The organism is Streptomyces sp. NPDC031265 (assembly GCF_055570295.1).
In genome coordinates this window covers 1-20657 of record NZ_JBVIHM010000002.1, presented here as the reverse complement: position 1 = coordinate 20657, position 20657 = coordinate 1, and the positions used below count along the sequence as shown (strand labels likewise).

The 20657-nt window shown below is 73.8% G+C and carries 15 protein-coding genes and 1 pseudogene; 2 read left to right on the top strand and 14 right to left on the bottom strand.

Annotation, left to right across the window (positions count from 1 at the left end):
* Positions 1–45: 45 nt before the first annotated feature.
* Positions 46–1143 carry a pyridoxal-phosphate-dependent aminotransferase family protein gene (locus ACZ499_RS04280; RefSeq protein WP_468672148.1) on the bottom strand — a complete coding sequence of 366 codons (1098 nt, stop codon included), beginning with the start codon at positions 1141–1143 and terminating at the stop codon, positions 46–48.
* 146 nt (positions 1144–1289) lie between these two features.
* Between ACZ499_RS04280 and ACZ499_RS04275 the strand changes: the two genes are divergently transcribed.
* Entirely contained in the window at positions 1290–2381 is a 1092-nt protein-coding gene (locus ACZ499_RS04275) for an amidohydrolase family protein (protein ID WP_468672146.1), read from the top strand.
* A gap of 413 nt (positions 2382–2794) precedes the next feature.
* Here ACZ499_RS04275 and cobC read toward each other — a convergent pair whose 3' ends face one another.
* The 6 genes from cobC to cobM are packed head-to-tail and all read right to left on the bottom strand — an operon-like array spanning position 2795 to position 9124.
* Positions 2795–3865: an Rv2231c family pyridoxal phosphate-dependent protein CobC gene (gene cobC, locus ACZ499_RS04270; RefSeq protein ID WP_468672144.1), complete on the bottom strand. Its 1071-nt coding sequence runs from the start codon at positions 3863–3865 to the stop codon at positions 2795–2797.
* Entirely contained in the window at positions 3837–4748 is a 912-nt protein-coding gene (locus ACZ499_RS04265; RefSeq protein WP_468405001.1) for a sirohydrochlorin chelatase, read from the bottom strand. Before ACZ499_RS04265 ends, cobC begins: the two co-directional genes overlap by 29 nt.
* Positions 4745–5284 carry a precorrin-8X methylmutase gene (locus ACZ499_RS04260; RefSeq protein ID WP_468672838.1) on the bottom strand — a complete coding sequence of 180 codons (540 nt, stop codon included), beginning with the start codon at positions 5282–5284 and terminating at the stop codon, positions 4745–4747. Before ACZ499_RS04260 ends, ACZ499_RS04265 begins: the two co-directional genes overlap by 4 nt.
* A gap of 53 nt (positions 5285–5337) precedes the next feature.
* Entirely contained in the window at positions 5338–7050 is a 1713-nt protein-coding gene (cobJ, locus tag ACZ499_RS04255; RefSeq protein ID WP_468672141.1) for a precorrin-3B C(17)-methyltransferase, read from the bottom strand.
* A complete protein-coding gene (gene cbiE, locus ACZ499_RS04250) occupies positions 7047–8300 on the bottom strand; it encodes a precorrin-6y C5,15-methyltransferase (decarboxylating) subunit CbiE (RefSeq protein WP_468672139.1) in 1254 nt (417 codons plus the stop codon). Before cbiE ends, cobJ begins: the two co-directional genes overlap by 4 nt.
* The gene (cobM, locus tag ACZ499_RS04245) at positions 8297–9124 is read right to left on the bottom strand and encodes a precorrin-4 C(11)-methyltransferase (protein WP_468672137.1); all 828 of its coding nucleotides are present in this window, start codon (positions 9122–9124) and stop codon (positions 8297–8299) included. Before cobM ends, cbiE begins: the two co-directional genes overlap by 4 nt.
* Positions 9125–9201: 77 nt before the next feature.
* On the opposite strand from cobM, the gene ACZ499_RS04240 reads away from it, so the two are divergent.
* Entirely contained in the window at positions 9202–9921 is a 720-nt protein-coding gene (locus ACZ499_RS04240) for a ZIP family metal transporter (protein ID WP_468672135.1), read from the top strand.
* 29 nt (positions 9922–9950) lie between these two features.
* Here the strand turns inward: ACZ499_RS04240 and cobI are convergent, their stop codons facing one another.
* The 7 genes and pseudogenes from cobI to ACZ499_RS04205 all read right to left on the bottom strand — a co-directional run.
* Positions 9951–10697, bottom strand: coding sequence for a precorrin-2 C(20)-methyltransferase (gene cobI, locus ACZ499_RS04235; RefSeq protein ID WP_468672133.1), 747 nt, complete (start codon positions 10695–10697; stop codon positions 9951–9953).
* Positions 10694–12358, bottom strand: a complete 1665-nt coding sequence (locus tag ACZ499_RS04230; RefSeq protein ID WP_468672130.1) for a cobyrinate a,c-diamide synthase — start codon at positions 12356–12358, stop codon at positions 10694–10696. The genes cobI and ACZ499_RS04230 overlap by 4 nt, the downstream gene beginning before the upstream one ends.
* Positions 12352–12960: a cob(I)yrinic acid a,c-diamide adenosyltransferase gene (gene cobO, locus ACZ499_RS04225; protein ID WP_468404987.1), complete on the bottom strand. Its 609-nt coding sequence runs from the start codon at positions 12958–12960 to the stop codon at positions 12352–12354. The genes ACZ499_RS04230 and cobO overlap by 7 nt, the downstream gene beginning before the upstream one ends.
* A complete protein-coding gene (locus tag ACZ499_RS04220) occupies positions 12960–14966 on the bottom strand; it encodes a putative cobaltochelatase (protein WP_468672125.1) in 2007 nt (668 codons plus the stop codon). The genes cobO and ACZ499_RS04220 overlap by 1 nt, the downstream gene beginning before the upstream one ends.
* A 169-nt stretch (positions 14967–15135) precedes the next feature.
* Entirely contained in the window at positions 15136–18786 is a 3651-nt protein-coding gene (gene cobN / locus ACZ499_RS04215; RefSeq protein ID WP_468672123.1) for a cobaltochelatase subunit CobN, read from the bottom strand.
* Positions 18783–20330 (bottom strand): cobyric acid synthase, encoded by a 1548-nt coding sequence (locus tag ACZ499_RS04210; RefSeq protein ID WP_468672120.1) that lies wholly within the window; start codon positions 20328–20330, stop codon positions 18783–18785. The genes cobN and ACZ499_RS04210 overlap by 4 nt, the downstream gene beginning before the upstream one ends.
* Positions 20327–20563 (bottom strand): annotated as a pseudogene (locus tag ACZ499_RS04205) (cobalamin biosynthesis protein); the annotation flags it as partial. The pseudogene ACZ499_RS04205 and the gene ACZ499_RS04210, both read right to left, overlap by 4 nt.
* Positions 20564–20657: the final 94 nt, after the last annotated feature.

Here is a 20657-nt window from a genome sequence, read left to right as displayed (position 1 = left end):
TCCCGTTTACTGGAATTAATCGGCTATCCATATGCGATAAAGGTGCTACCAGGTTTGTGACACGGCCTTGCGGGCAGCTTCCGTATCGACCTTCCGGCCCGTCTCGCCCAGCGCCGCCCCCAGCGCCGCGAGCGAGCCCTGGACCGCACCCCGAGTGGCATCGGCCCCGTAGTGATTGACCCGGATCATCTCCTTCGCCAGCGCCCCGCCGCCCGCGATCAGCGGCAGCGCGGGATCGGCCGCCAGCGCCTTGGCGACCAGCTCGGAGGCGTCGACGCCCTCGGGGGTGCGCAGCGTCGTGGCCACCGGGGCCGCGTCCCGCGCCTCGTACACATACGGCTCCAGACCGCCGCCGAGCGCCGAGGCGCCCGCCCGGGTCGCGGCCGCGGCCGACGCGTGCCGGGCCGTCACCGTGTCAAGGCCCTCAGCCTCGATCCGCTCCACACACGCCTCCAGGGCCAGCATCTCCAGCTGCGCCGGGGCGTGCAGCAGCGCCTTGCGGCCGCCGTCGATCCAGCGCTCCTTCCAGTCGAGGAGCGACAGGTAGGAGCGGCGCGGGGCGCCCGGGTTGGCGGCGATCCGGGCCCAGGCGCGCTCGCTCACCGACACCGCCGAGACGCCCGCCGGGCCGCCCATCGCCTTCTGCGCGCCGATCACGCACAGGTCCACCCCCCACGCGTCCGGCAGCAGCGGCTCGGCGGCCACCGAGGCGACCGCGTCCAGCATGAACAGCGCGCCGTGCCGGCGGACCACCTCGCCGATCTCCGCCACCGGGTTGGTGTTCCCGGTCGCCGCCTCCGCGTGCACCAGGGAGACGAAGTCGATCTCCGGGCGCTCGGTGAGTGCCCGGTCGATCTGCTCGGCGGACACCGCCGTGTGGAACGGCACCTCCAGGTCCACGACCTCGGCGCCGCAGTCCCGCAGCCAGTTGCCGAAGGTCTGGCCGTACGGGCCCGTCACCACGTTCAGGGCGGTGGAGCCGGGGTGCGCGGCGCCCCGGATGCAGCCTTCCAACGGCAGCAGCGCCTCGCCCTGCATGATCACCACGTCCTGCTCGGTGGCGAGCAGCGCGGCCACCCGCCGCTCGATGGCCGCGAAGCGGTCGGCGGTCAGCGGAGCCAGGTCGAGGAACGGGTGCGTCACAGCGGTGCCTTCTTCACATCAGCGGGTGTGCTCGGTACTTCGGTGCTCGGTACTTCAGCGGGTGCGCTCGGTACTTGAGCGGGTGTGCCGGTACTTCGGTGGGTGTACCCGGTCGAGGGTACCCAGCGCCTCGTACAGTGCTGACCATGAGCGATCACGTGGTGCTGCATGTGAAGGGGCGGGTGCTCGTCGGTCCCGAGGAGGTGCGGGACGAACTGTGGGCGGTGGACGGCCGGATCACCTACGAGCGCCCGCCGGGTGCCGTGGACGCCGTGACGGTCACCGGCTGGGCGCTGCCCGGCCTGGTCGACGCGCACTGCCACGTCGGGCTCGACCAGCACGGCCCGGTCGACGACGAGACCAGCGAGAAGCAGGCCCTCCAGGACCGGGAGGCGGGCACCCTGCTGGTACGGGACGCGGGCTCCCCTTCCGACACCCGCTGGATCGACGGCCGCGACGACCTGCCGAAGATCATCCGCGCGGGCCGCCACATCGCGCGCACCCGCCGCTACATCCGCAACTACGCCCATGAGATCGAGCCCGGCGACCTCGTCGCGTACGTGGCCCGCGAGGCGCGGCGCGGTGACGGCTGGGTCAAGCTGGTCGGGGACTGGATCGACCGCGAGGTGGGCGACCTGTCGCCGTGCTGGCCGCGCGGCGAGGTCGAGGCGGCGATCGCCGAGGCGCACCGGCTGGGCGCGCGGGTCACGGCCCACTGCTTCGCGGAGGACTCGCTGCGCGACCTGGTCGAGGCCGGCATCGACTGCGTCGAGCACGCCACGGGCCTGACCGAGGACACGATCCCGCTGTTCGCGGAACGTGGCGTCGCCATCGTCCCGACCCTGGTCAACATCGCCACGTTCCCGCACCTCGCGGACGGCGGGGAGGCCAAGTTCCCGGTCTGGTCGGCGCATATGCGCCGACTGCACGCCCGCCGCTACGACACGGTCCGCGCGGCGTACGACGCCGGAATCCCGGTCTTCGTCGGCACCGACGCGGGCGGCTCGATGGCCCACGGCCTGGTCGCGGCGGAGGTGGCGGAACTGGTCAAGGCGGGCATCCCGCCGGTGGAGGCCCTCTCCGCCACGGCCTGGGGCGCCCGCGGCTGGCTGGGCCGCCCGGTCCTGGAGGAGGGCGCCCCGGCGGACCTCGTGGTGTACGAGCAGGACCCCCGGGCGGACGTACGCGTACTGGCGTCACCGAGCCGGATCGTGCTGAACGGGCGGATCGTGGGATGAGGGCGGGGAGTTGACGCGGAGGGTGACGGTCCGGGGGAGTGGCTCGTTGTAGTCGTTCGGCGCGATGACGCGACCGCCGGCGCGGACCACCGGCGTACGCCGCGGGGAGGCGGATCGGTCGCCACGGGGGGAACGCATACACGAGCCAACTCGAACGGAAGGCCGCAACAACCCCCCTTGGGGTGAACTGACGCCAGGTGTACGCGAGTTCACTCTCTGTGCGTAGAGATTCCGGTGTCTCAAGTCACCGGCGTGCCCCTGGCTCACCCGAGCCCCACGAGTCCCCGTGGGCGGGGTGCAGGGGCCGCAGGCCCCGCGAAGGGGTCCGGGGGCGCAGCCCCCGGGAGACCACCTCACCCCCCACCCACCCCCGGAGGGTCAAGGGAACGGGCCGGGGGGCGACCAACCCCCGGTCACCCCGACGTCAGCGTCAGCGCCTGGTCCAGCGCCTGGAGGAATCGATTCGTCGTCGAACGGTCCCGCACCGCAAGCCGCAGCCACTCCGGCCCAAGGCCCGGGAACGTGTCGCCGCGCCGGGCAAGAAACCCCAGCCCACGAAGCCGCGCACGCACCGCCCCCGCCCCCGCCATGCGGACCAGTACGAACGGCCCCTCCGCCGCTCCCACCACCCGTACCTCCTCGAACTCCCCCAGCCCCGCCACCAGATGCGCCCGGTCCGCGGCGAGGCGGTGCGCCGCCTCCTCCGCCTCCGCCAGCGCCCGGGGCGACACGCACGCCTCCGCCGCCACCAGCGCGGGCGTGGAGACGGGCCACAGAGGCTGGGCCCGCGACAGCGCGGCCACGACCGGGGGCTCGGCCAGCACATAGCCGATCCGCAGCCCCGCGAGACCCCACGTTTTGGTGAGGCTGCGCAGGACCACCAGGCCCGGCACATCCGTCCGCCCCGCCAGCCCCTCCCGCTCGCCGGGCACCGCGTCCATGAACGCCTCGTCCACGACCAGCGTCCGCCCGGGCCGGGCCAGCGCGGCCAGCACCCCACGGGGGTGCAGCACCGACGTGGGGTTCGTGGGGTTGCCGACCACCACGAGGTCCGCCTCCGACGGCACCGCCGCCGGGTCGAGCCGGAACCCGTCCTGCGGGCGCAGCAGGACCCGGTGGACCTCGTGCCCCGCGTCCCGCAGGGCGGCTTCCGGCTCGGTGAACTGCGGGTGCACCACCACGGGGTGCCGGAACGAAAGCGCCCGCGCCAGCAGTACGAACGCCTCCGCCGCCCCCGCCGTGAGCAGCACCCGCTCCACGGGCAGCCCGTGCCGCCCCGCGACCGCCGCCCGCGCCGCCCGCCCGTCGGGGTAGGCGGCGAGCCCGGTCAGGGACGCGGCGATCCGCTCCCGCAGCCAGTCCGGGGGAGTACCCGCCCGTACGTTGACCGCCAGGTCGGTCAGACCTTCGCCGCCGTCACGGACCTCGGCGTCCCCGTGGTGGCGCAGATCGTGCTCAGTGATGTGCGTGCGCATGGCTGCCATGGTGGTGATGATGGTGGCCGTCGTCGTCCGGGTGGAAGTGCGGCTGCTGGGGCAGTCCCACCTTGTCCTCGAAACCGGGCAGCGCGATCCGGTAGACGCAGGAGTCGCAGTTCATCCGCAGATCCCCCTTCACCGCCTCCTCGTACCGCTCCATGACGAGCGCGTGCAGCTCCTCGGCCGCCCCGATGACGTCGGCGGAACGGACGTCGAGGCCGGGGTGCGCCGCCGCCCACTCCTCGGTCTGCTGCCGCACCCGGTCCGGCAGGATGCCGGTGAACAGGAAGTACGGAAGGACCACGATCCGCCGGGCCCCCAGCTTCTCGCAGCGGTCCAGGCCCGCCGGCACGTCCGGCGCCGCCAGCGACACGAACGCCGTCTCCACGCCCGCGTAACCGCGCCCCTCCCAGAACAGCCGGGCCGCCTTGTACACCTCGGAGTTGGCGTCCGGGTCGGTCGAGCCCCGGCCGACCAGGAGGACCGTCACCTCCGAGCGGTCGAGGTCGCCGATGACCTCGTCGACCCGGCGCTCCAGGACCGCGAGCAGCGACGGGTGCGGGCCGAGCGGGCGGCCGTACGTGTAGGAGATGCCGGGGTGGCGCTCCTTCTCGCGGGTGAGCGCGGCCGGGATGTCGCCCTTGGCGTGCCCGGCCGACACCAGCATCAGGGGCACGGCGGCGAACCGCTTGACGCCCTGCTCCACCAGCGAGGTCACGGCCTCGCCCAGCGGCGGCGGCGACAGCTCGATGAAGCCACCCGCGACGGGCAGCTCGGGGTTGCGGCGGCCGAGCTCCTCGACGAACGCGCGGAACGCCTCGGCCCCGGCGTCGTCCCGGGTGCCGTGCCCGGCGACGAGCAGTGCGGGCTTGGTCTGGGGGGTGGTCACTGGTTCTCCTTGGAGAGGGGGTGGTACAGAAGGGCGTTGAGCGCGGCGGAGGCCACCGCCGAGCCGCCCTTCTCGGAAACGTTGCTGACGGCGGGCAGGCCGCTCTCGCGCAGCGCCTGCTTGGACTCGACGGCTCCGACGAAACCGACCGGAAGGCCGATCACCAGCGCGGGAGCGGTGTCGAGGGTGAGGAGTTCTTCGAGCGCGGTGGGCGCGTTGCCGATCACCCAGAGCGCGCCGGGTCCCACCTCCTCGTACGCGAGCCGGATGGCGTGTGCCGAACGCGTGAGTCCGGGTCCGGACTCGGCGTCCCGCAGACGGCAGACGGTCTCGCGCCGGGTGATCCCGGCCGCGACCATCTCGACATCGGTGACGACCGGCGCCCCGGCGTGCAGCGCCGCGTGCGCCTTCACCAGCGACTCCTCGGCGCAGACGAGGTCCGTGGCATAGCCGAGGTCGGCGGCGGAGTGGACGACCCGCTCCACCACGGCCCTGGTGAGCGGCGCGAAGTGCGAGGTGTCGAGGCGGGCGCGCATCCGCCGGTACGACTCCACCTCGATCGGGTGGACCGTACGCTCCCAGGGCCTGCTCACTCGGCCCCCTCGGCGGTCGCGGCCTGCCACCGGTAGCCGCGCGGGGTCACCATGCGGCCGGCGATCTCACGGGTGGCCGTGTTGCCCACCGTCACGACCGTCATCATGTCCACGGTCGCCGGGTCCAGCGCGCCGAGCGTGGTCAGCCGGCTGCTCTCGTCGGGGCGCGAGGCGTTGCGCACCACGCCGACCGGGGTGTGCGGGGCTCGGTGCTCGGCGAGGATGCCGAGCGCCTTGGGCAGCTGCCAGTCGCGGCCCCGGCTGCGCGGGTTGTAGAAGGTGACCACGATGTCCGCCTCGGCGGCCGCGCGCACCCGGCGCTCGATCACCTCCCACGGCGTGTGCAGGTCCGAGAGCGAGATGGAGACGTGGTCGTGCCCCAGCGGCGCGCCCAGGATCGCGGCGGCGGCCAGCGCGGCCGTCACGCCAGGGACGCCGACCACCTCGATGTCGTCGGCGGCCTCGGCGAGCGCGGGCGACGCCATCGCGTACACCCCCGCGTCGCCCGATCCGATCAGCGCGACCGCGTGCCCCTCGCGCGCCCGGGCGACGGCGGTACGGGCCCGCTCCTCCTCGGCGCCGAGCCCCGACTCCAGGACCGTGGTGCCGGGCCGCAGCAGATCGCGGATCTGGTCCACGTACTGGTCGAGCCCGACGAGCACCGAGGCCCGGCGCAGCTCGTCCTTGGCGCGCGGGGTGAGCAGGTCCCGGGCCCCGGGCCCGAGCCCGACGACCGCGAGCCGCCCGCGCGGGGCGCGCCGCACGACCGCGCAGGTGGCCATCGCGGCCCGCCCCTCGGGGCTCGACTTCCGCTTCGGCACGAGGAGTTCACCACCGCCCGCGAGCGCGGCGGCCTCCGCGACGGAGGGCGTCCCGACGGCGTCCAGGGGCGCGTCGGAAGGGTTCGGCACCTCGATACGGGAGAGCTCCTCCGCACTGTACGTGGTGAGCGGCACTCCGAGCCGGGAGGCCGCCTCGACGATCCCCGGCTCCTCGGACTTCGCGTCCACGGTGGCGAGTTCGGCCACGCTGAGGAGGCTGAGCCCCGCGTCCCGTACCGCGTCCTCGACGAGCCCGAGCACCTCGTCGACGGGCGCGCCCTTGGACGCGCCGACACCCACGACGAGGGACTTCGGCCGCAGCACGGCTTCGTCGGGCCCGAGTTCAAGGAGGCGGTCGGTGAGATGGAGGGCGGCGGGGCCCTCTGCGGCGGCGGTCACGTTCGACGGGAACGCCGGCAGCGGCCACACGCCGTCCGCCCGCAGCGCCACCGGCGAGCCGTCCAGGACCGCCCGGGACACCGCCGCCACCGCGCCCTCCACCGGCAGGCCAAGGGTGTCCAGGCCCGGCACGCCCACCGCGTCCGTCGCCGTGGTCACCACCGGCGTGCAGCCGAGGACTTCGGCCGCCTCGGCGGCCAGCGCGTTGGCGCCGCCCCCGTGGCCCCCGAGCAGCGAGACGGCGAAGCGCCCGGCCTCGTCCACGCAGACCACACCCGGGTCGGACGCCTTGTCCGCGAGGAGCGGGGCGAGCAGCCGGACCGTGGCGCCCGTGGCGAGGAAGCACACCAGCGCGTCGCACTCCGCGAAGGCCCGCTCCATAGCCTCCCGCACGGGTCCTTCGTACACCCGGACCCGGCCGGGCCAGGCCGCGGCCAGCCGGTCGCGGGCTGTGGCGCCCGCCGCCGTGGCGGAGATCAGGCCGATCACTGAACAGCTCCTTCGACAACCGATACAGCTGCGGGGCGGTCGCCCCACAGCAGGAAGACGGGGTTGGTGGCGGCGAGCCGGGTCACGTCCCCGGGCAGCGGTGCGAGCCGCGACGACTGCAGCAGGACGCCGTCGGTCTCCAGACCGGCCCCGGCCAGCGCCGCCCGCACCGCGGGAACGCGGTCCAGCGCCGCCAGCGCCACCACGACCGAGCGCCGGGCCCGCCGGGCGCAGGCGGTCACGATCGCGGGCAGCTCACGGCCGCCCCCGCCGATGAACACCGCGTCCGGATCCGCGAGATCCGACAGGACCGTGGGCGCCGCGCCGTGCACCACCCGTACGTCCACACCGTGCGCCGCCGCGTTGGCCCGGACGTGCTCGCAGCCCTCGGCGGTCTTCTCGACCGCGACCGCCGCCGCGCCGAACCGGGCGCACTCCACGGCCACCGAGCCCGACCCGGCCCCTACGTCCCAGACCAGATCGCCCAGGCGCGGACCGAGCCGGGCCAGCGCCAGCGCCCGCACCTCGGCCTTGGTGATCATCGAGTCGCGGTGCGCGAACGCGCTCTCGTCCAGCGCCCAGCGGTCAGGCGTGGCGCGGCCGCCCGCGACCGTGCGCACCGGCGAGAGCGCCTTCTCCTCGTCCAGGCAGACGATCACGCTGACCGCGTCCCACTCGCGGGCCGCGGCCTCGGCCGGGCTCACCCGCACCAGCCGCTCCCGCTCCGGGTCGCCGAGCGCCGACGCCACCACCAGGAGCCGCTCGGGCCCCCGGCGGGCGAGCTCGGCGCCCAGTTCGGCGGGCCCGGCACCGGGCCCGGTCAGCACGGCGGTCTTGGGGTGCGCCCGGCACACATTGGCGGCCGTCCGCAGGTCCCGGCCGTGCGCGCTGACCACCAGCGCGTCGTCCCAGGGCAGCCCAAGCCGGGCGAAGGCGACCGCCACCGACGCGGTCCCCGGCCGTACGTCCAGCTCCTGCGGCCCGAACCGCTCGGCCAGCGCCCGCACGATCCCGAAGAACCCGGGATCCCCGGAGGCCAGCACCACGGCCCGGCCACCGCGCTCGTGGTGCTCGGCGATCGCGTCGAGGGCGGGCGCCAGCGGACCGAGCACCACCTGCTTGGCCCCCGACGGGAGTTCGGCCGCCGCGAGATGGCGGGCGGCGCCGGTGACCAGCGTGGCCTCGGCCACCGCCGCCAGGGCGTCCGGTGCCAGCGGCGCCCCCGTCCCCGTACCGATGACGGTGATCATGACGGGGTGCGCTCCGCCTTCTCGGCCTTCAGAGCGCGGCGGGCCGCCGGGTCCGCCCGGCGGAAGCCGTGGAAGTGACCCGGGTGGTAGAGGTGCGAGCGGGTGCCGGAAGCCGAGAGGGCCGGGCCGACCAGGAAGAGCGTGTGCTTCCAGAGCTTGTGCTCCTTCACCGTCTCCTCCAGCGTGTCGATCGTGCAGCGCAGCACCAGCTCCTCGGGCCAGGTCGCCTGGTACGCGATGACGACCGGGGTCGAGGTCGGATAGCCGCCCTCCAGCAGCTCCTCCACCAGCTGGCCCGAGCGGGCGGCGGACAGGAAGACCGCCATCGTGGTGCCGTGCCGGGCGAACTCGCGGACCTCCTCGCCGGGCGGCATCGGCGTCTTGCCGCCGCCCAGGCGGGTGAGGATGACGGACTGCGCTACCTCCGGGATGGTCAGCTCGCGCTGGGCGATCGCCGCGACCGCCGAGAACGACGAGACGCCCGGGATGACCTCGACCTCCAGGCCGAGCCCCGCCACCCGGTCGAGCTGCTCCTGGGTGCCGCCCCACAGCGCCGGGTCGCCGGAGTGGATACGGGCGACCTTCAGCCCCTCCCGGGCGGCCCGCTCGTACACCCCGACGACGTCCTCCAGGGACATCGCCGCCGAGTCCAGGATCTCGGCGCCTTCGCGCGCGTGGTCCAGGACCTCGGCCTGCACCAGGCTCGCGGCCCAGATGACCACGTCGGCCTCGGCGATCGCCCGGGCGGCGCGGAACGTCAGCAGATCGGCGGCGCCGGGGCCGGCGCCGACGACGGTCAGCCTGCCGGTGGGGGCATCGGCCATGGGAGGGGTCCTCTCGTACGTCACACAGTCGGTAAAGCGAAATGCGCGGGGGTGGGTCAGTCGGTTAGCAAGGGCGCATGGCAGTGCTCGTGGCGCTCGGTGCGTTCCTGATGACTCTGGTCGGCGGCTGGACGGCCCAGCGCGTCACCGACCGGCGCCATCTCGTGCTGGGGCTCGCGGGCGGGCTGATGCTCGGCGTGGTCGGACTCGACCTGCTGCCGGAGGCGATGGAGGCGGCGGGCGAGGACGTCTTCGGCGTACCGGCCGCGCTGCTTCTGTTCGTCGGCGGCTTCCTCCTCGCCCACCTGGTGGAGCGCCTGCTCGCGGTACGCAGGGCGGCCCATGGAGGCGAGAAGAGGGTGCCGCAGGTGGGTCTGACGGCGGCCGCGGCGATGGTCGGGCACAGCCTGATGGACGGCATCGCCATCGGCGCCGCCTTCCAGGTGGGCGGCGGCATGGGCGCGGCCGTGGCGGTCGCCGTGATCACGCACGACTTCGCCGACGGCTTCAACACATACACGATCACCAGTCTGTACGGGAACGAGAAGCACAAGGCCGTCGCCATGCTGATCGCGGACGCGCTCGCCCCGATGGTGGGCGCCGCCTCGACGCTGCTGTTCACCCTTCCGGCCGAGCTGCTCGGAGGCTATCTGGGCTTCTTCGGCGGGGTGCTGCTGTATCTGGCCGCCGCCGAGATCCTGCCCGAGGCCCACCACGACCACCCGGCGCTCTCCACGCTGCTGTTCACGGTCGGCGGGGTGGCCTTCATCTGGCTGGTGGTGGGGATCGCGGGGTGAGCCCACCGCGTACGGAGCCTTGGGCGCTGTCACAGCTTGCCGCCGCGCCCGCCCTCGCGCCGCGCGGGCGCGATGAGCGTCGAGAGGTACGGCAGCGTGCCGCCGTCGAGCTCCGCGGCCGGGCGGATGAACTCCTCGTCCAGGCCGAGCGCCGAGCCCCACACCGCGTCGTCGATCCGCCCGGTCGCCCGCAGCGCCGCCGCCACCTCACCGGCCTGGCGCCCGAACTTGTACGCCACCACCGTGCCCGGCCCCTCAAGGGCGTCCTTGAGCACGGTCGCCCCGGCGGTGACGGGGACGAGGGTGAGCGGCTCGGTCCCCTCCGTGAGCACGGCGCCCGAACGCGCGGCGAGGTCCTGCATCGCGGTGATCCCGGGCACGGTCACGATCTCCGTCCCCGGCACCAGCTCGGTGATGGTCTGGGCGAGATAGGTGAACGTCGAGTACACATTGGGGTCGCCGATGGTCGCGAAGGCCACCGAGCCGTGGGCGCGCAGCAGTTCGGCGACCGCCTCGCCCGCCGCGTCCCAGGCTGCCTCGCGCCGCCCCCGGTCGGAGCGCTCGTTGAGCGCGAAGACGACCCGGACGACCTTGTCCCGGTCCACGTAGTGCAGGACGGTCGCCTCGGCGCGGCCGGGCTCGCCGCCGTCCTGTCCGTCGGCTGCGGCCATCACGGGCACCACGACGACGTCGGCCTCCCGAAGGGCCCGTACGCCCTTCACGGTCACCAGCTCCGGGTCACCGGGCCCCACTCCGACTCCGACAAGCTTGCTCATGGAGTGCACCTCTCAACGAACCGACGGGCGATGGCGGGCCGGGCGGCCCAGTGCGTGTGCAGATAGCTCGCGTGCACGCCCTGCTGTACGAAACCTTCGACCCGGCGCTCCGGGTGCACCAGACCCCACGCGGGCGCGGGCCCCGCCCCCGGGTCGAGGACGGTCCGGTGGAACTCGTGGCCGCGCAGCCTCGCGCCGGCGGGCGCCAGACAGCTGTCCCCGACCGCGACGGCCTCCCGGTACCCGAGTGTGAGCCGCTCCGACATCCGGGCGTCGGCGTCCAGGACCCCGCACATCGGCTGCCCGTCGAGCGACCGCGCCAGATAGAGCAGCCCGGCGCACTCGGCGGCGACGGCCGCGCCGGACCGCGCCAGCTCGCCGACGGCTTTCCGCAGCGGCTCATTGGCACTGAGCTCCGCCGCGTACACCTCGGGGAACCCGCCGCCGATCACCAACCCGGCGGTGCCTTCGGGCAGGCTCTCGTCCCTGAGCGGGTCGAACACCACGACGTCCGCCCCGGCGGCGGAGAGCAGCTCCGCATGCTCGGCATACGAGAACGTGAAGGCGGGGCCCCCGGCGAGGGCGACGACGGGCTGCGCCCCCGGGTGTCGTGTTCGGCTGCGGGCTGTCTGTGGCTGGTCGCACAGTTCCCCGCGCCCCTTTTCGGCCCGGTGTTCGGCTGCGGGCTGTGTGTGGCTGGTCGCGCAGTTCCCCGCGCCCCTCAGGGGAACGGGGGGCGCGGCAAATCCAGCCCCTGGGGGTCCCCCCTGGACGAAGTCCTTGGGGGAGTTTGAGGAGCGGGGGCCGGGGCGGAGCCCCGAAGCGGGGTGCAGGGGCCGCAGGCCCCGCTCGGGGTCCGGGGGCGTAGCCCCCGGGAAACCACGCTCATCCCCACCCACCCCCGGAGGGTCAAGGGAAGGGGCGGGGTGGGGGAACAACCCCGCCGGGTCCCACGGCTCGCACCCGACCCCCGGCGCAGACCGAGCCAGTGCCAGCAGAGCCACCAGATCGCACCCCCGCCGCACCTGCTCCCCCATCGCCGCGACAGCGGCCACCGCGTCGGCCCGCCGCTCGGCGACCGGCACGAGCCCGAGGTGCCGAGACGGCGTCGACACGGGGGCAGCGCGGCGCAGCGCGCCGAGCACCGGCACCCCCGACTCGTCCAGCGCCTCCCGCAGCAGCTCCTCGTGCCGCTCCGACGCCACCTTGTTGAGGATCACGCCGCCGATCCGCACCCCGGGATCCCAGGACGCGAACCCGTGAACCAGCGCCGCCACCGACCGCGACTGCGAGGACGCGTCGACGACCAGTACCACCGGCGCCCGCAGCAGCTTCGCCACCTGCGCGGTGGAGGCGAGCTCACCGAGCCCCGCCGCCCCGTCGTACAGCCCCATCACGCCCTCGACCACCGCGACGTCGCACCCCCGCGCGCCGTGCGCGAACAGGGGAGCGATCAGCTCCTCGCCGCACAGATACGCGTCGAGGTTGCGCCCGGGGCGCCCCGTGGCCAGGGCGTGGTAGCCGGGGTCGATGTAGTCGGGGCCGACCTTGTGCGGGGACACGGTGAGCCCGGTCGCGGCGAGCGCGGCCATCAGGCCCGTGGCGACCGTGGTCTTCCCGCTGCCCGACGAGGGGGCCGCGATGACGAGACGTGCTACCACTCGATGCCCCGCTGCCCCTTCTGACCGGCGTCCATCGGGTGCTTGACCTTGGACATGTCGGTCACCAGATCCGCGAAGTCCACCAGCTTCTCGGGTGCGTTGCGCCCCGTGATCACCACGTGCTGGGTGCCCGGGCGGTCCCGCAGCACCGCGATGACCTCGTCCGTGTCCACCCATCCCCAGTGCATGGGGTACGCGAACTCGTCGAGCACGTACAGCTTGTACGTCTCGGCCGCCAGGTCCCGCTTGACCTGCTCCCAGCCCTCGCGGGCCTTGTCCTCGTTGGTCGAGTTGTCGCCCTGCAGGTCGCGCTGGACCCAGGACCACCCCTCGCCCATCTTGTGCCAGTCGACGCTCCCGCCCTCGCCGGAGGCGCCGAGCACCTTCAGCGCGTTCTCCTCGCCGACCTTCCACTTCGCCGACTTGACGAACTGGAACACCCCGATCGGCCAGCCCTGGTTCCAGGCCCGCAGCGCGAGCCCGAACGCGGCCGTCGACTTGCCCTTGCCGATGCCCGTGTGCACCACGACCAGCGGCCGGTTACGCCTCTGGCGGGTCGTCAGCCCGTCCTCGGGCACCACGCTCGGCTGTCCCTGCGGCATCAGGCGGCCCTCCTCGAAGTCCCTTGAACGTCCTTGACCAGACCGGCGATCGAGTCGGCCCGCAGCTCGTCGAGCGTCACCGCCGGGCCGCCCAGCTCCCGCGCAAGCTCGGCCGCGAGCCCGAGGCGCACCGCGCCCGCCTCGCAGTCCACGACCACCGACGCGACCCCTTCGGCGGCGAACAGCCGGGCCGACCGGCCCGCGAGCGCCACCGGGTCCACACCACCGGTGGCCCGCCCGTCCGTCACCACCACGAGCAGCGGCCGCCGCGACGGATCCCGCATCCGCTCCACGCGCAGCACGTCGTGCGCCTTGAGCAGCCCGGCCGCGAGCGGGGTACGCCCGCCCGTCGGCAGCGTCTCCAGACGGACCGCAGCCGCGTCCACCGACGATGTCGGCGGCAGGGCCACCTCCGCGTCCTTGCCCCGGAAGGTGATCAGGCCGACCTTGTCCCGCCGCTGATACGCGTCGAGCAGCAGCGAGAGCACCGCGCCCTTGACCGCGCCCATCCGCTGCCGGGCCGCCATCGAGCCGGAGGCGTCGACGACGAAGAGCACCAGGTTGCCCTCGCGGCCCTCCCGGGTCGCCTGGCGCAGATCGTCGCGCCGGACGACCAGGCCGCGCCCCGAGCGCCCGCGCGCCCGCTGGTGCGGCGCGGCCGCCTGGACGGTCGCCGCCAAGTGCAGCTTGGTGAGGGCGCCCTGGGGGCGGCGGGCCCCGGTCGTGCGCCCGTGCGCCGTGCGGGCCCGTGAGCGGCGCCCGGCCGCGCCCTCGCCGAGCCCCGGCACGCTCAGCATCTTCGTACGGAACGGCTCGCCCGCCCGTACGGCCTGCTGCTCTCCCGCGCCGGACGGCTGCGGCTCGCCGCCCTCGCCCGCCTCGGGGCGCGCGGGGGTGTCCCCGGCGCCCGCGTCCGGCGTCGGGCCGCCGTCCTGCGGGGGCTGCCCGCCCCCGCCGCCCGGCCCGTCCGGATCCGGGTCGTCGTCCTCGCCCTGGTCCCCGAACTCCTGGAGGGTGTCGTCGAGCTTGTCCTCGTCGAGGCCCGGGGCGTCGAACGGGTTGCGCCGGCGCCGGTGGGGCAGCGCGAGGAGCGCCGCCTGCCGGACGTCCTCGGCGAGCACGTCCGTACGCCCCGCCCAGGCGGCCAGCGCCGTGGCGGTGCGGGCCATCACGATGTCGGCCCGCATACCGTCGACCTCGAAGGCGGCGCAGGTCGCGGCGATCTGCCGGAGCGCGGCGTCACCGAGCCGCACCTCGGGCAGCAGCGCACGCGCCGCGACGATCCGCGCCCGTACGGAGCTCTCCTCGTCGTCCCAGCGCGCCGCGAACGCGGCGGGCTCGTCGTCGTAGGCGAGCCTGCGGCGGACCACCTCGACCCGCTGGTCCGGCTCCCGGGAGGCCTTCACCTCGACGGTCAGCCCGAACCGGTCCAGCAACTGCGGCCGCAGCTCACCCTCTTCGGGGTTCATGGTCCCCACCAGCAGGAAACGCGCGGCGTGCCGTACGGAGACGCCCTCGCGCTCCACGTACGAGGCGCCCATGGCGGCGGCGTCGAGCAGCAGGTCGACCAGGTGGTCGTGGAGGAGGTTGACCTCGTCGACGTACAGGATCCCGCGATGGGCGTGGGCCAGCAGACCGGGCTCGAAGGCCTTCACGCCCTCGGCGAGCGCCCGCTCGATGTCGAGTGCGCCCACGAGACGGTCCTCGGAGGCGCCGACCGGCAGCTCCACCATCCGCGCGGCCCGGGCCGCCCCGGTCCCGGCCTCGTGCGGCCCGTCGGGGCACCCCGGGTCGGGAGCCCCGGGGTCGCAGGAGAACCGGCAGCCCGTGATGACGTCGACCTCGGGCAGCAGCGCGGAGAGCGCCCGCACGGCGGTCGACTTGGCGGTGCCCTTCTCGCCGCGGACCAGGACGCCGCCGACGGCGGGTGACACCGCGTTCAACAGCAGCGCGAGCCGCAGGTCGTCCTGGCCGACTACAGCAGTGAAGGGAAAAGGCGTGCTCACGCTTGGATCACTCCTTCGAGTGGCTGACACCGGAAGCGGGCCGACTTGCGGTAACTGCATGTCAGGTGGGGAAACAGCTCCCCGCCGGTGCGGGGGTGGTCCAGACGTCGACACCCGGGAGCACGAGCTGGTCGACCGGTCCCCGCCGGTGCGGGGGTTCGGAGGGCGCTCATTCGTCCCCCTCCAGATCTCCCTCAAGTTCGAGGTAGGTCGCCCGGAGCCGGTCCAGGGTCTCCTGGTCCGGCTCCGCCCACAGCCCTCGGTCGGCTGCCTCCAGGAGGCGCTCGGTGATTCCCCTCAGCGCCCACGGATTGGACTTCCGCATGAAGTCCTGGTTCTCCGGGTCGAACACGTACTCCGCCGACAACTTCTCGTACATCCAGTCGTCGACCACCCCCGCCGTCGCGTCGTACCCGAACAGGTAGTCCACGGTCGCGGCCATCTCGAACGCGCCCTTGTAGCCGTGGCGCCGCATCGCCGCCATCCAGCGCGGGTTGACCACCCGCGCGCGGAAGACGCGGTGGGTCTCCTCGCCGAGGGTGCGGGTCTTGATCTGGTCGGGGGTGGCCGAGTCGCCCACGTACGCCTCGGGGGACTCACCCGTCAGATGGCGGACCATGGCGACCATGCCGCCGTGGTACTGGAAGTAGTCGTCGGCATCATGGATGTCATGTTCTCTGGTATCCACGTTCTTCGCCGCCACCGCGATCCGCCGGAACGCCGTCTCCATGTCGCCCCGCGCCGCGCGCCCGTCGAGCCCGCGCCCGTACGCATAGCCGCCCCACACCGCGTACACCTCGGCCAGGTCCGCGTCCGAGCGCCAGTTGCGCGCGTCGATCAGCGGCAGCAGGCCCGCCCCGTACGCCCCCGGCTTGGAGCCGAAGATACGGGCCGTGGCGCGGCGGCGGTCGCCGTGCTCGGCGGTGTCCTCGTCGGCGTGCGCCCGTACGTAGTTGGCGTCGGCAGGCTCGTCCAGCTCCGCCACCGTCCGCACCGCGTCGTCGATCAGGCCGACCACGTGCGGGAACGCGTCCCGGAAGAAGCCGGAGATGCGGACGGTCACATCGATGCGGGGACGGCCCAGCTCCGCGGCCGGGACCACCTCGAAGCCGGTGACGCGCCGGGACGCGTCGTCCCACACCGGGCGGCAGCCGAGCAGCGCCAGGATCTCCGCGATGTCATCGCCCTGGGTGCGCATCGCGGAGGTGCCCCAGACCGTGAGGCCCACGGACTTGGGGTACTCGCCGTTGTCCGCGAGGTAGCGCTGGAGCAGCGAGTCCGCCAGCGACTGGCCGACCTCCCAACTCAGCCTGGACGGAATGGCCTTGGGGTCGACCGAGTAGAAGTTGCGGCCGGTCGGCAGGACGTTGACCAGGCCCCGGGTGGGTGAGCCGGACGGGCCCGCCGGGACGTAGCCGCCGTCCAGCGCCCGCAGGATGTGGGTGATCTCGTCCGTCGTACGGGCCAGGCGCGGCACCACTTCGCGGCAGGCGAAGTCGAGGACCGCGATGGCCGGGGCGAGTTCGGCGCGCAGGACCTCGGTCACCAGCGGGCCGCACGCGGCCGCGTCCCAGCCGCGCTCCTCCATGCCCTCCGCCAGGCGGCGGCACAGCTGCTCCAGGAGGTCGATCGTGTCGGCCGCCGTACGGGCGGGGCCCTCGACCAGGTCCGTGAGCTCCACCGGCACCTTCACCGGTGTGCCCGGCTCGGCGAGCAGTTCCTTCTCCACGAGGCCGAAGTGCTCGGCCAGCGACGCGCGCAGGCCGGGCAGCGCGTTGGCCTGGCCGCCCCACACCTGAGAGGCGCGCAGCACCGCGAGCACCAGGTTGACCCGGGGCTCGGCCTCGGGGCCGCCGCCGAGGATGTGGAGGCCGTCGCGGATCTGGACGTCCTTGATCTCGCAGAGATAGCCGTCGATGTGCATGACGAACTCATCGAAGTCGCCGTCGTCCGGCTGCTCGGCGATGTGCAGGTCGTGGTGGAGCTCGGCGGCCTTCACCAGCGTCCAGATCTGGGCGCGCACGGCCGGGGCCTTCGTCGGGTCGAGGTCGCTCACCAGCGCGTACTCGTCGAGGAGTTGCTCCAGTTTGGCAAGGTCGCCATACGTGTCGGCGCGGGCCATCGGCGGGACCAGGTGGTCCACGACCGTGGCGTGGCCGCGCCGCTTGGCCTGGGTGCCCTCGCCGGGGTCGTTGACGATGAACGGGTAGACCAGCGGCAGCTCGCCCAGGACCGCGTCCGGGCCGCAGCCGGAGGACAGGCCGAGGCCCTTGCCGGGCAGCCACTCCATGGTGCCGTGCTTGCCCATGTGGACGATCGCGTCGGCGCCGAAGCTGTTTTCCAGCCAGCGGTAGGCAGCCATGTAGTGGTGCGACGGGGGCATGTCGGGGTCGTGGTAGATCGCGATGGGGTTCTCGCCGAAGCCGCGCGGCGGCTGGATCATCACGACGACGTTGCCGAACTGGAGGGAGGCGAGCACGATCTCGTCGCCGTCCACGTACAGCTGGCCCGGGGGCTCGCCCCAGTGCTCCAGCATGCTGTCGCGCAGCTCCGGCTCCAGCTTCTCGAACCAGGCGCGGTAGTCGGCGAGCGGCACGCGCGCGGGGGCGGCCGCCAGCTGCTCCTCGGTGAGCCACTCCACGTCGTGGCCGCCCGCGTTGATCAGGCGGTGGATCAGCTCGTCGCCGTTGTCCGGGTGGCCCTCCACCACGTAACCGGCATCGCGCAGCGCGTCCAGGACGCGCACGGCGGAGGCGGGCGTGTCCAGGCCCACCGCGTTGCCGACGCGGGAGTGCTTGGTCGGGTACGCGGTGAAGACCAGGGCCAGCTTCTTCTCCGCGTTCGGCTTGTGCTTCAGCCGGGCGTGGCGCACCGCGATTCCGGCGACCCGGGAGGCCCGCTCGGGGTCGGCGACGTAGACCGGCACGTCGTCCGGGCCCTGCTCCTTGAAGGAGAAGGGGACGGTGATCAGCCGGCCGTCGAACTCGGGGATGGCGACCTGCATCGCCGCGTCCATGGGGGAGAGCGCCGCGTCCGAGGCCTCCCATGCCGCCTTGGACGAGGTGAGGCAGAGCCCTTGCAGCACCGGGACGTTCAGGTCGGCCAGGGCGCCGATGTCCCACGCCTCCTCGTCGCCGCCCGCGCTGGCCTGCGAGGCCGTGGTGCCGCCCGCCGCCAGGACGGTGGCGATCAGCGCGTCCGCCCGGCTCAGCGTCTCGTACAGCGCGGGCTCGGCGCCGCGCAGCGAACCCACGTACACGGCAAGGGCGTTGGCGCCCTGGGCCTCGATGCGGTCGCAGAGGACGTCGACGAACGCGGTGTTGCCGGAGAGCTCGTGGGCGCGGTAGAAGAGCACGCCCACGGTGGGGCGGCCCTCCACGTACGCGCGCGTGCCGTGCACGCCCCACTCCGGCATCTTCTCCGGCTCGGCGAAGCCCACGCCGGTCAGGAGTACGGTGTCGGAGAGGAAGCGGGCGAGCTCCACCAGGTTGCCCGGTCCGCCCTCGACCAGATAGCGCAGGGCCTCGGCGACCACACCGGCCGGGACCGACGACTCGGCCATCAGCTCCGCGTCCGGCACGGACTCGCCGCCGAGCAGCACGGTCGGGATGCCGGACGCCTTCAGCGCCGCAAGCCCGTCCTCCCAGGCGCGCTTGCCGCCCAGGAGGCGCACGACGGCCACGGACGCGCCCTCGATCAGTGTGGGCAGCTCCTCGGCCACGTCGATACGGGTCGGGTTGCCGATCCGGAAGGGCGCCCCGGAGGCCCGGGCCGCCAGCAGATCCGTGTCGGCGGTCGACAACAACAGCACAGTGCTCATGCGGGTGCTCCAGGTGCGATGAAGGGAAGTCCTGCGGGCGCGCCCTGCTCGATGAGCCGCATGAGCGCGTCCGTGTCCGCGTGTTCTTCGATGAGGTCGCCGAGGCGGTCCAGCTGCTCTTCGCGCAGCGCGCCGAACGACGTGTCCGGGGCGGGCACGAAACGCCGTCCGGCGGCGCTCGCCACCCGCTCCAGGAACCGTCGTCTGAATCCGTCGCTCTCAAGTGACCCGTGCCAGTGCGTGCCCCAGACCGCACCGACCCGGCATCCGTCCAAGAAGGCTTCCCCGCCCAGCACTTGAGCGACGCCGTGGTGGATCTCGTATCCCTCCACGTGCTCGCCCAGCGCCTCGCCGGTCGGCCGTGCAAGTGTCTTCTCGGCCGCGAACCGCACCCGTACGGGCAGCAGTCCGAGCCCCGCCACGGAACCCGCCCGTGACTCGACCTCGTCCTCGATGTGCTCTCCGAGCACCTGGAACCCGCCGCAGATCCCCAGCACCGGACGCCCCTCGGCCGCCCTGCGCGCCAGCTCCCGCGCCAGTCCCCGTTCCCTCAGCCATTCCAACGCCCGGACCGTGCCCCGGGTTCCCGGCACGACGACCAGATCCGCGTCGGCCAGTTCCTCGGGCCGGTCCACGAACCGTACGATCACGCCCGGTTCGGCGGCGAGGGCGTCCACGTCCGTGAAGTTGGACATCAGAGGGACCGCGCAGACCGCGACCCGCAGCACGTCGTCGCCCACCGGCGGCGCCACCACGGACTCGCGCACGGCGCCGCGCAAGGAGACCCTCCCCCGAGCTCTCGAACTCCCTCGAGCAGGGGGGACCCCCATCCCGTCCTCCTCGTCGATGCCGAGCCCGTGCGCGAACGGCAGGATCCCGTACGTGTGGCGTCCGGTGAGCCCGCGCAGCATGTCGATGCCGGGTTCGAGGAGCGAGACGTCGCCCCGGAACTTGTTGACGATGTACCCGGCGACCAGCGCCTGGTCCTCGGGGCTCAGCAGCGCCGTCGTACCGAAGAACGAGGCGAACACCCCGCCCCGGTCGATGTCGCCGACCACCACCACCGGAAGCTTCGCGGCGCGCGCGATGCCCATGTTGACGATGTCCGTGCGCCGCAGATTGATCTCGGCCGGACTGCCCGCCCCCTCGCAGATCACGGCGTCATACGTGCCCCGCAGCCGCTCCAGACAGTCCACGACGGTGCCGAGAAGCGCTTCCTGGCGTCCGCCGTGGTAGCCGCTGGCGCTCAGCTCGCCCACCGGCCTGCCCATCAGTACGACCTGGCTCGACCGGTCGCTCCCCGGCTTGAGCAGCACGGGGTTCATCAGCGCGGACGGCTCGACGCGCGCCGCCTGCGCCTGCATCGCCTGCGCGCGCCCGATCTCGGCGCCCTCGCGCGTGACGAACGAGTTGAGGGACATGTTCTGCCCCTTGAAGGGCGCGACCTTCACGCCCTGGCGCACCAGCCACCGGCAGATCCCGGCGGTGACGACGCTCTTCCCGGCGTCCGATGTGGTGCCCGCGACCAGCAGTCCGCCGCTCATGTACGTACCTTCCTCACCGCGATCGCCACAGCCAGCGCCAGCCAGCCCACCCGGCGCGACAGCCGCACCGCCCGCTCGATGTCCGGGACTTCCACCGCCCGGCCGCCCCCGTTCAGGACGGGCCGGTGCTCGACACGGCCGCCGTACGAGAGGGTGCCGCCGAGCCGTACGCCAAGCGCGCCCGCGAACGACGCCTCGACGGGACCGGCGTTGGGGCTCGGGTGCTTGCGGGCGTGGGGGGGGGGGGGGGGGGGGGGGGGGGGGGGGGGGGGGGGGGGGGGGGGGGGGGGGGGGGGGGGGGGGGGGGGGGGGGGGGGGGGGGGGGGG

Bases quoted from the DNA above. Each gene is read 5' to 3' on its own strand.
- ACZ499_RS04275 (WP_468672146.1), top strand. From the start codon at position 1,290: ATGAGCGATCACGTGGTGCTGCATGTGAAGGGGCGGGTGCTCGTCGGT.
- ACZ499_RS04240 (WP_468672135.1), top strand. From the start codon at position 9,202: ATGGCAGTGCTCGTGGCGCTCGGTGCGTTCCTGATGACTCTGGTCGGC.
- cobM (WP_468672137.1), bottom strand. From the start codon at position 9,124: ATGGCCGATGCCCCCACCGGCAGGCTGACCGTCGTCGGCGCCGGCCCC.
- cobI (WP_468672133.1), bottom strand. From the start codon at position 10,697: ATGAGCAAGCTTGTCGGAGTCGGAGTGGGGCCCGGTGACCCGGAGCTG.
- ACZ499_RS04260 (WP_468672838.1), bottom strand. From the start codon at position 5,284: ATGCGCGCCCGCCTCGACACCTCGCACTTCGCGCCGCTCACCAGGGCC.
- cobO (WP_468404987.1), bottom strand. From the start codon at position 12,960: ATGCCGCAGGGACAGCCGAGCGTGGTGCCCGAGGACGGGCTGACGACC.
- ACZ499_RS04210 (WP_468672120.1), bottom strand. From the start codon at position 20,330: ATGAGCGGCGGACTGCTGGTCGCGGGCACCACATCGGACGCCGGGAAG.
- cobC (WP_468672144.1), bottom strand. From the start codon at position 3,865: ATGGCAGCCATGCGCACGCACATCACTGAGCACGATCTGCGCCACCAC.
- cbiE (WP_468672139.1), bottom strand. From the start codon at position 8,300: ATGATCACCGTCATCGGTACGGGGACGGGGGCGCCGCTGGCACCGGAC.
- cobN (WP_468672123.1), bottom strand. From the start codon at position 18,786: ATGAGCACTGTGCTGTTGTTGTCGACCGCCGACACGGATCTGCTGGCG.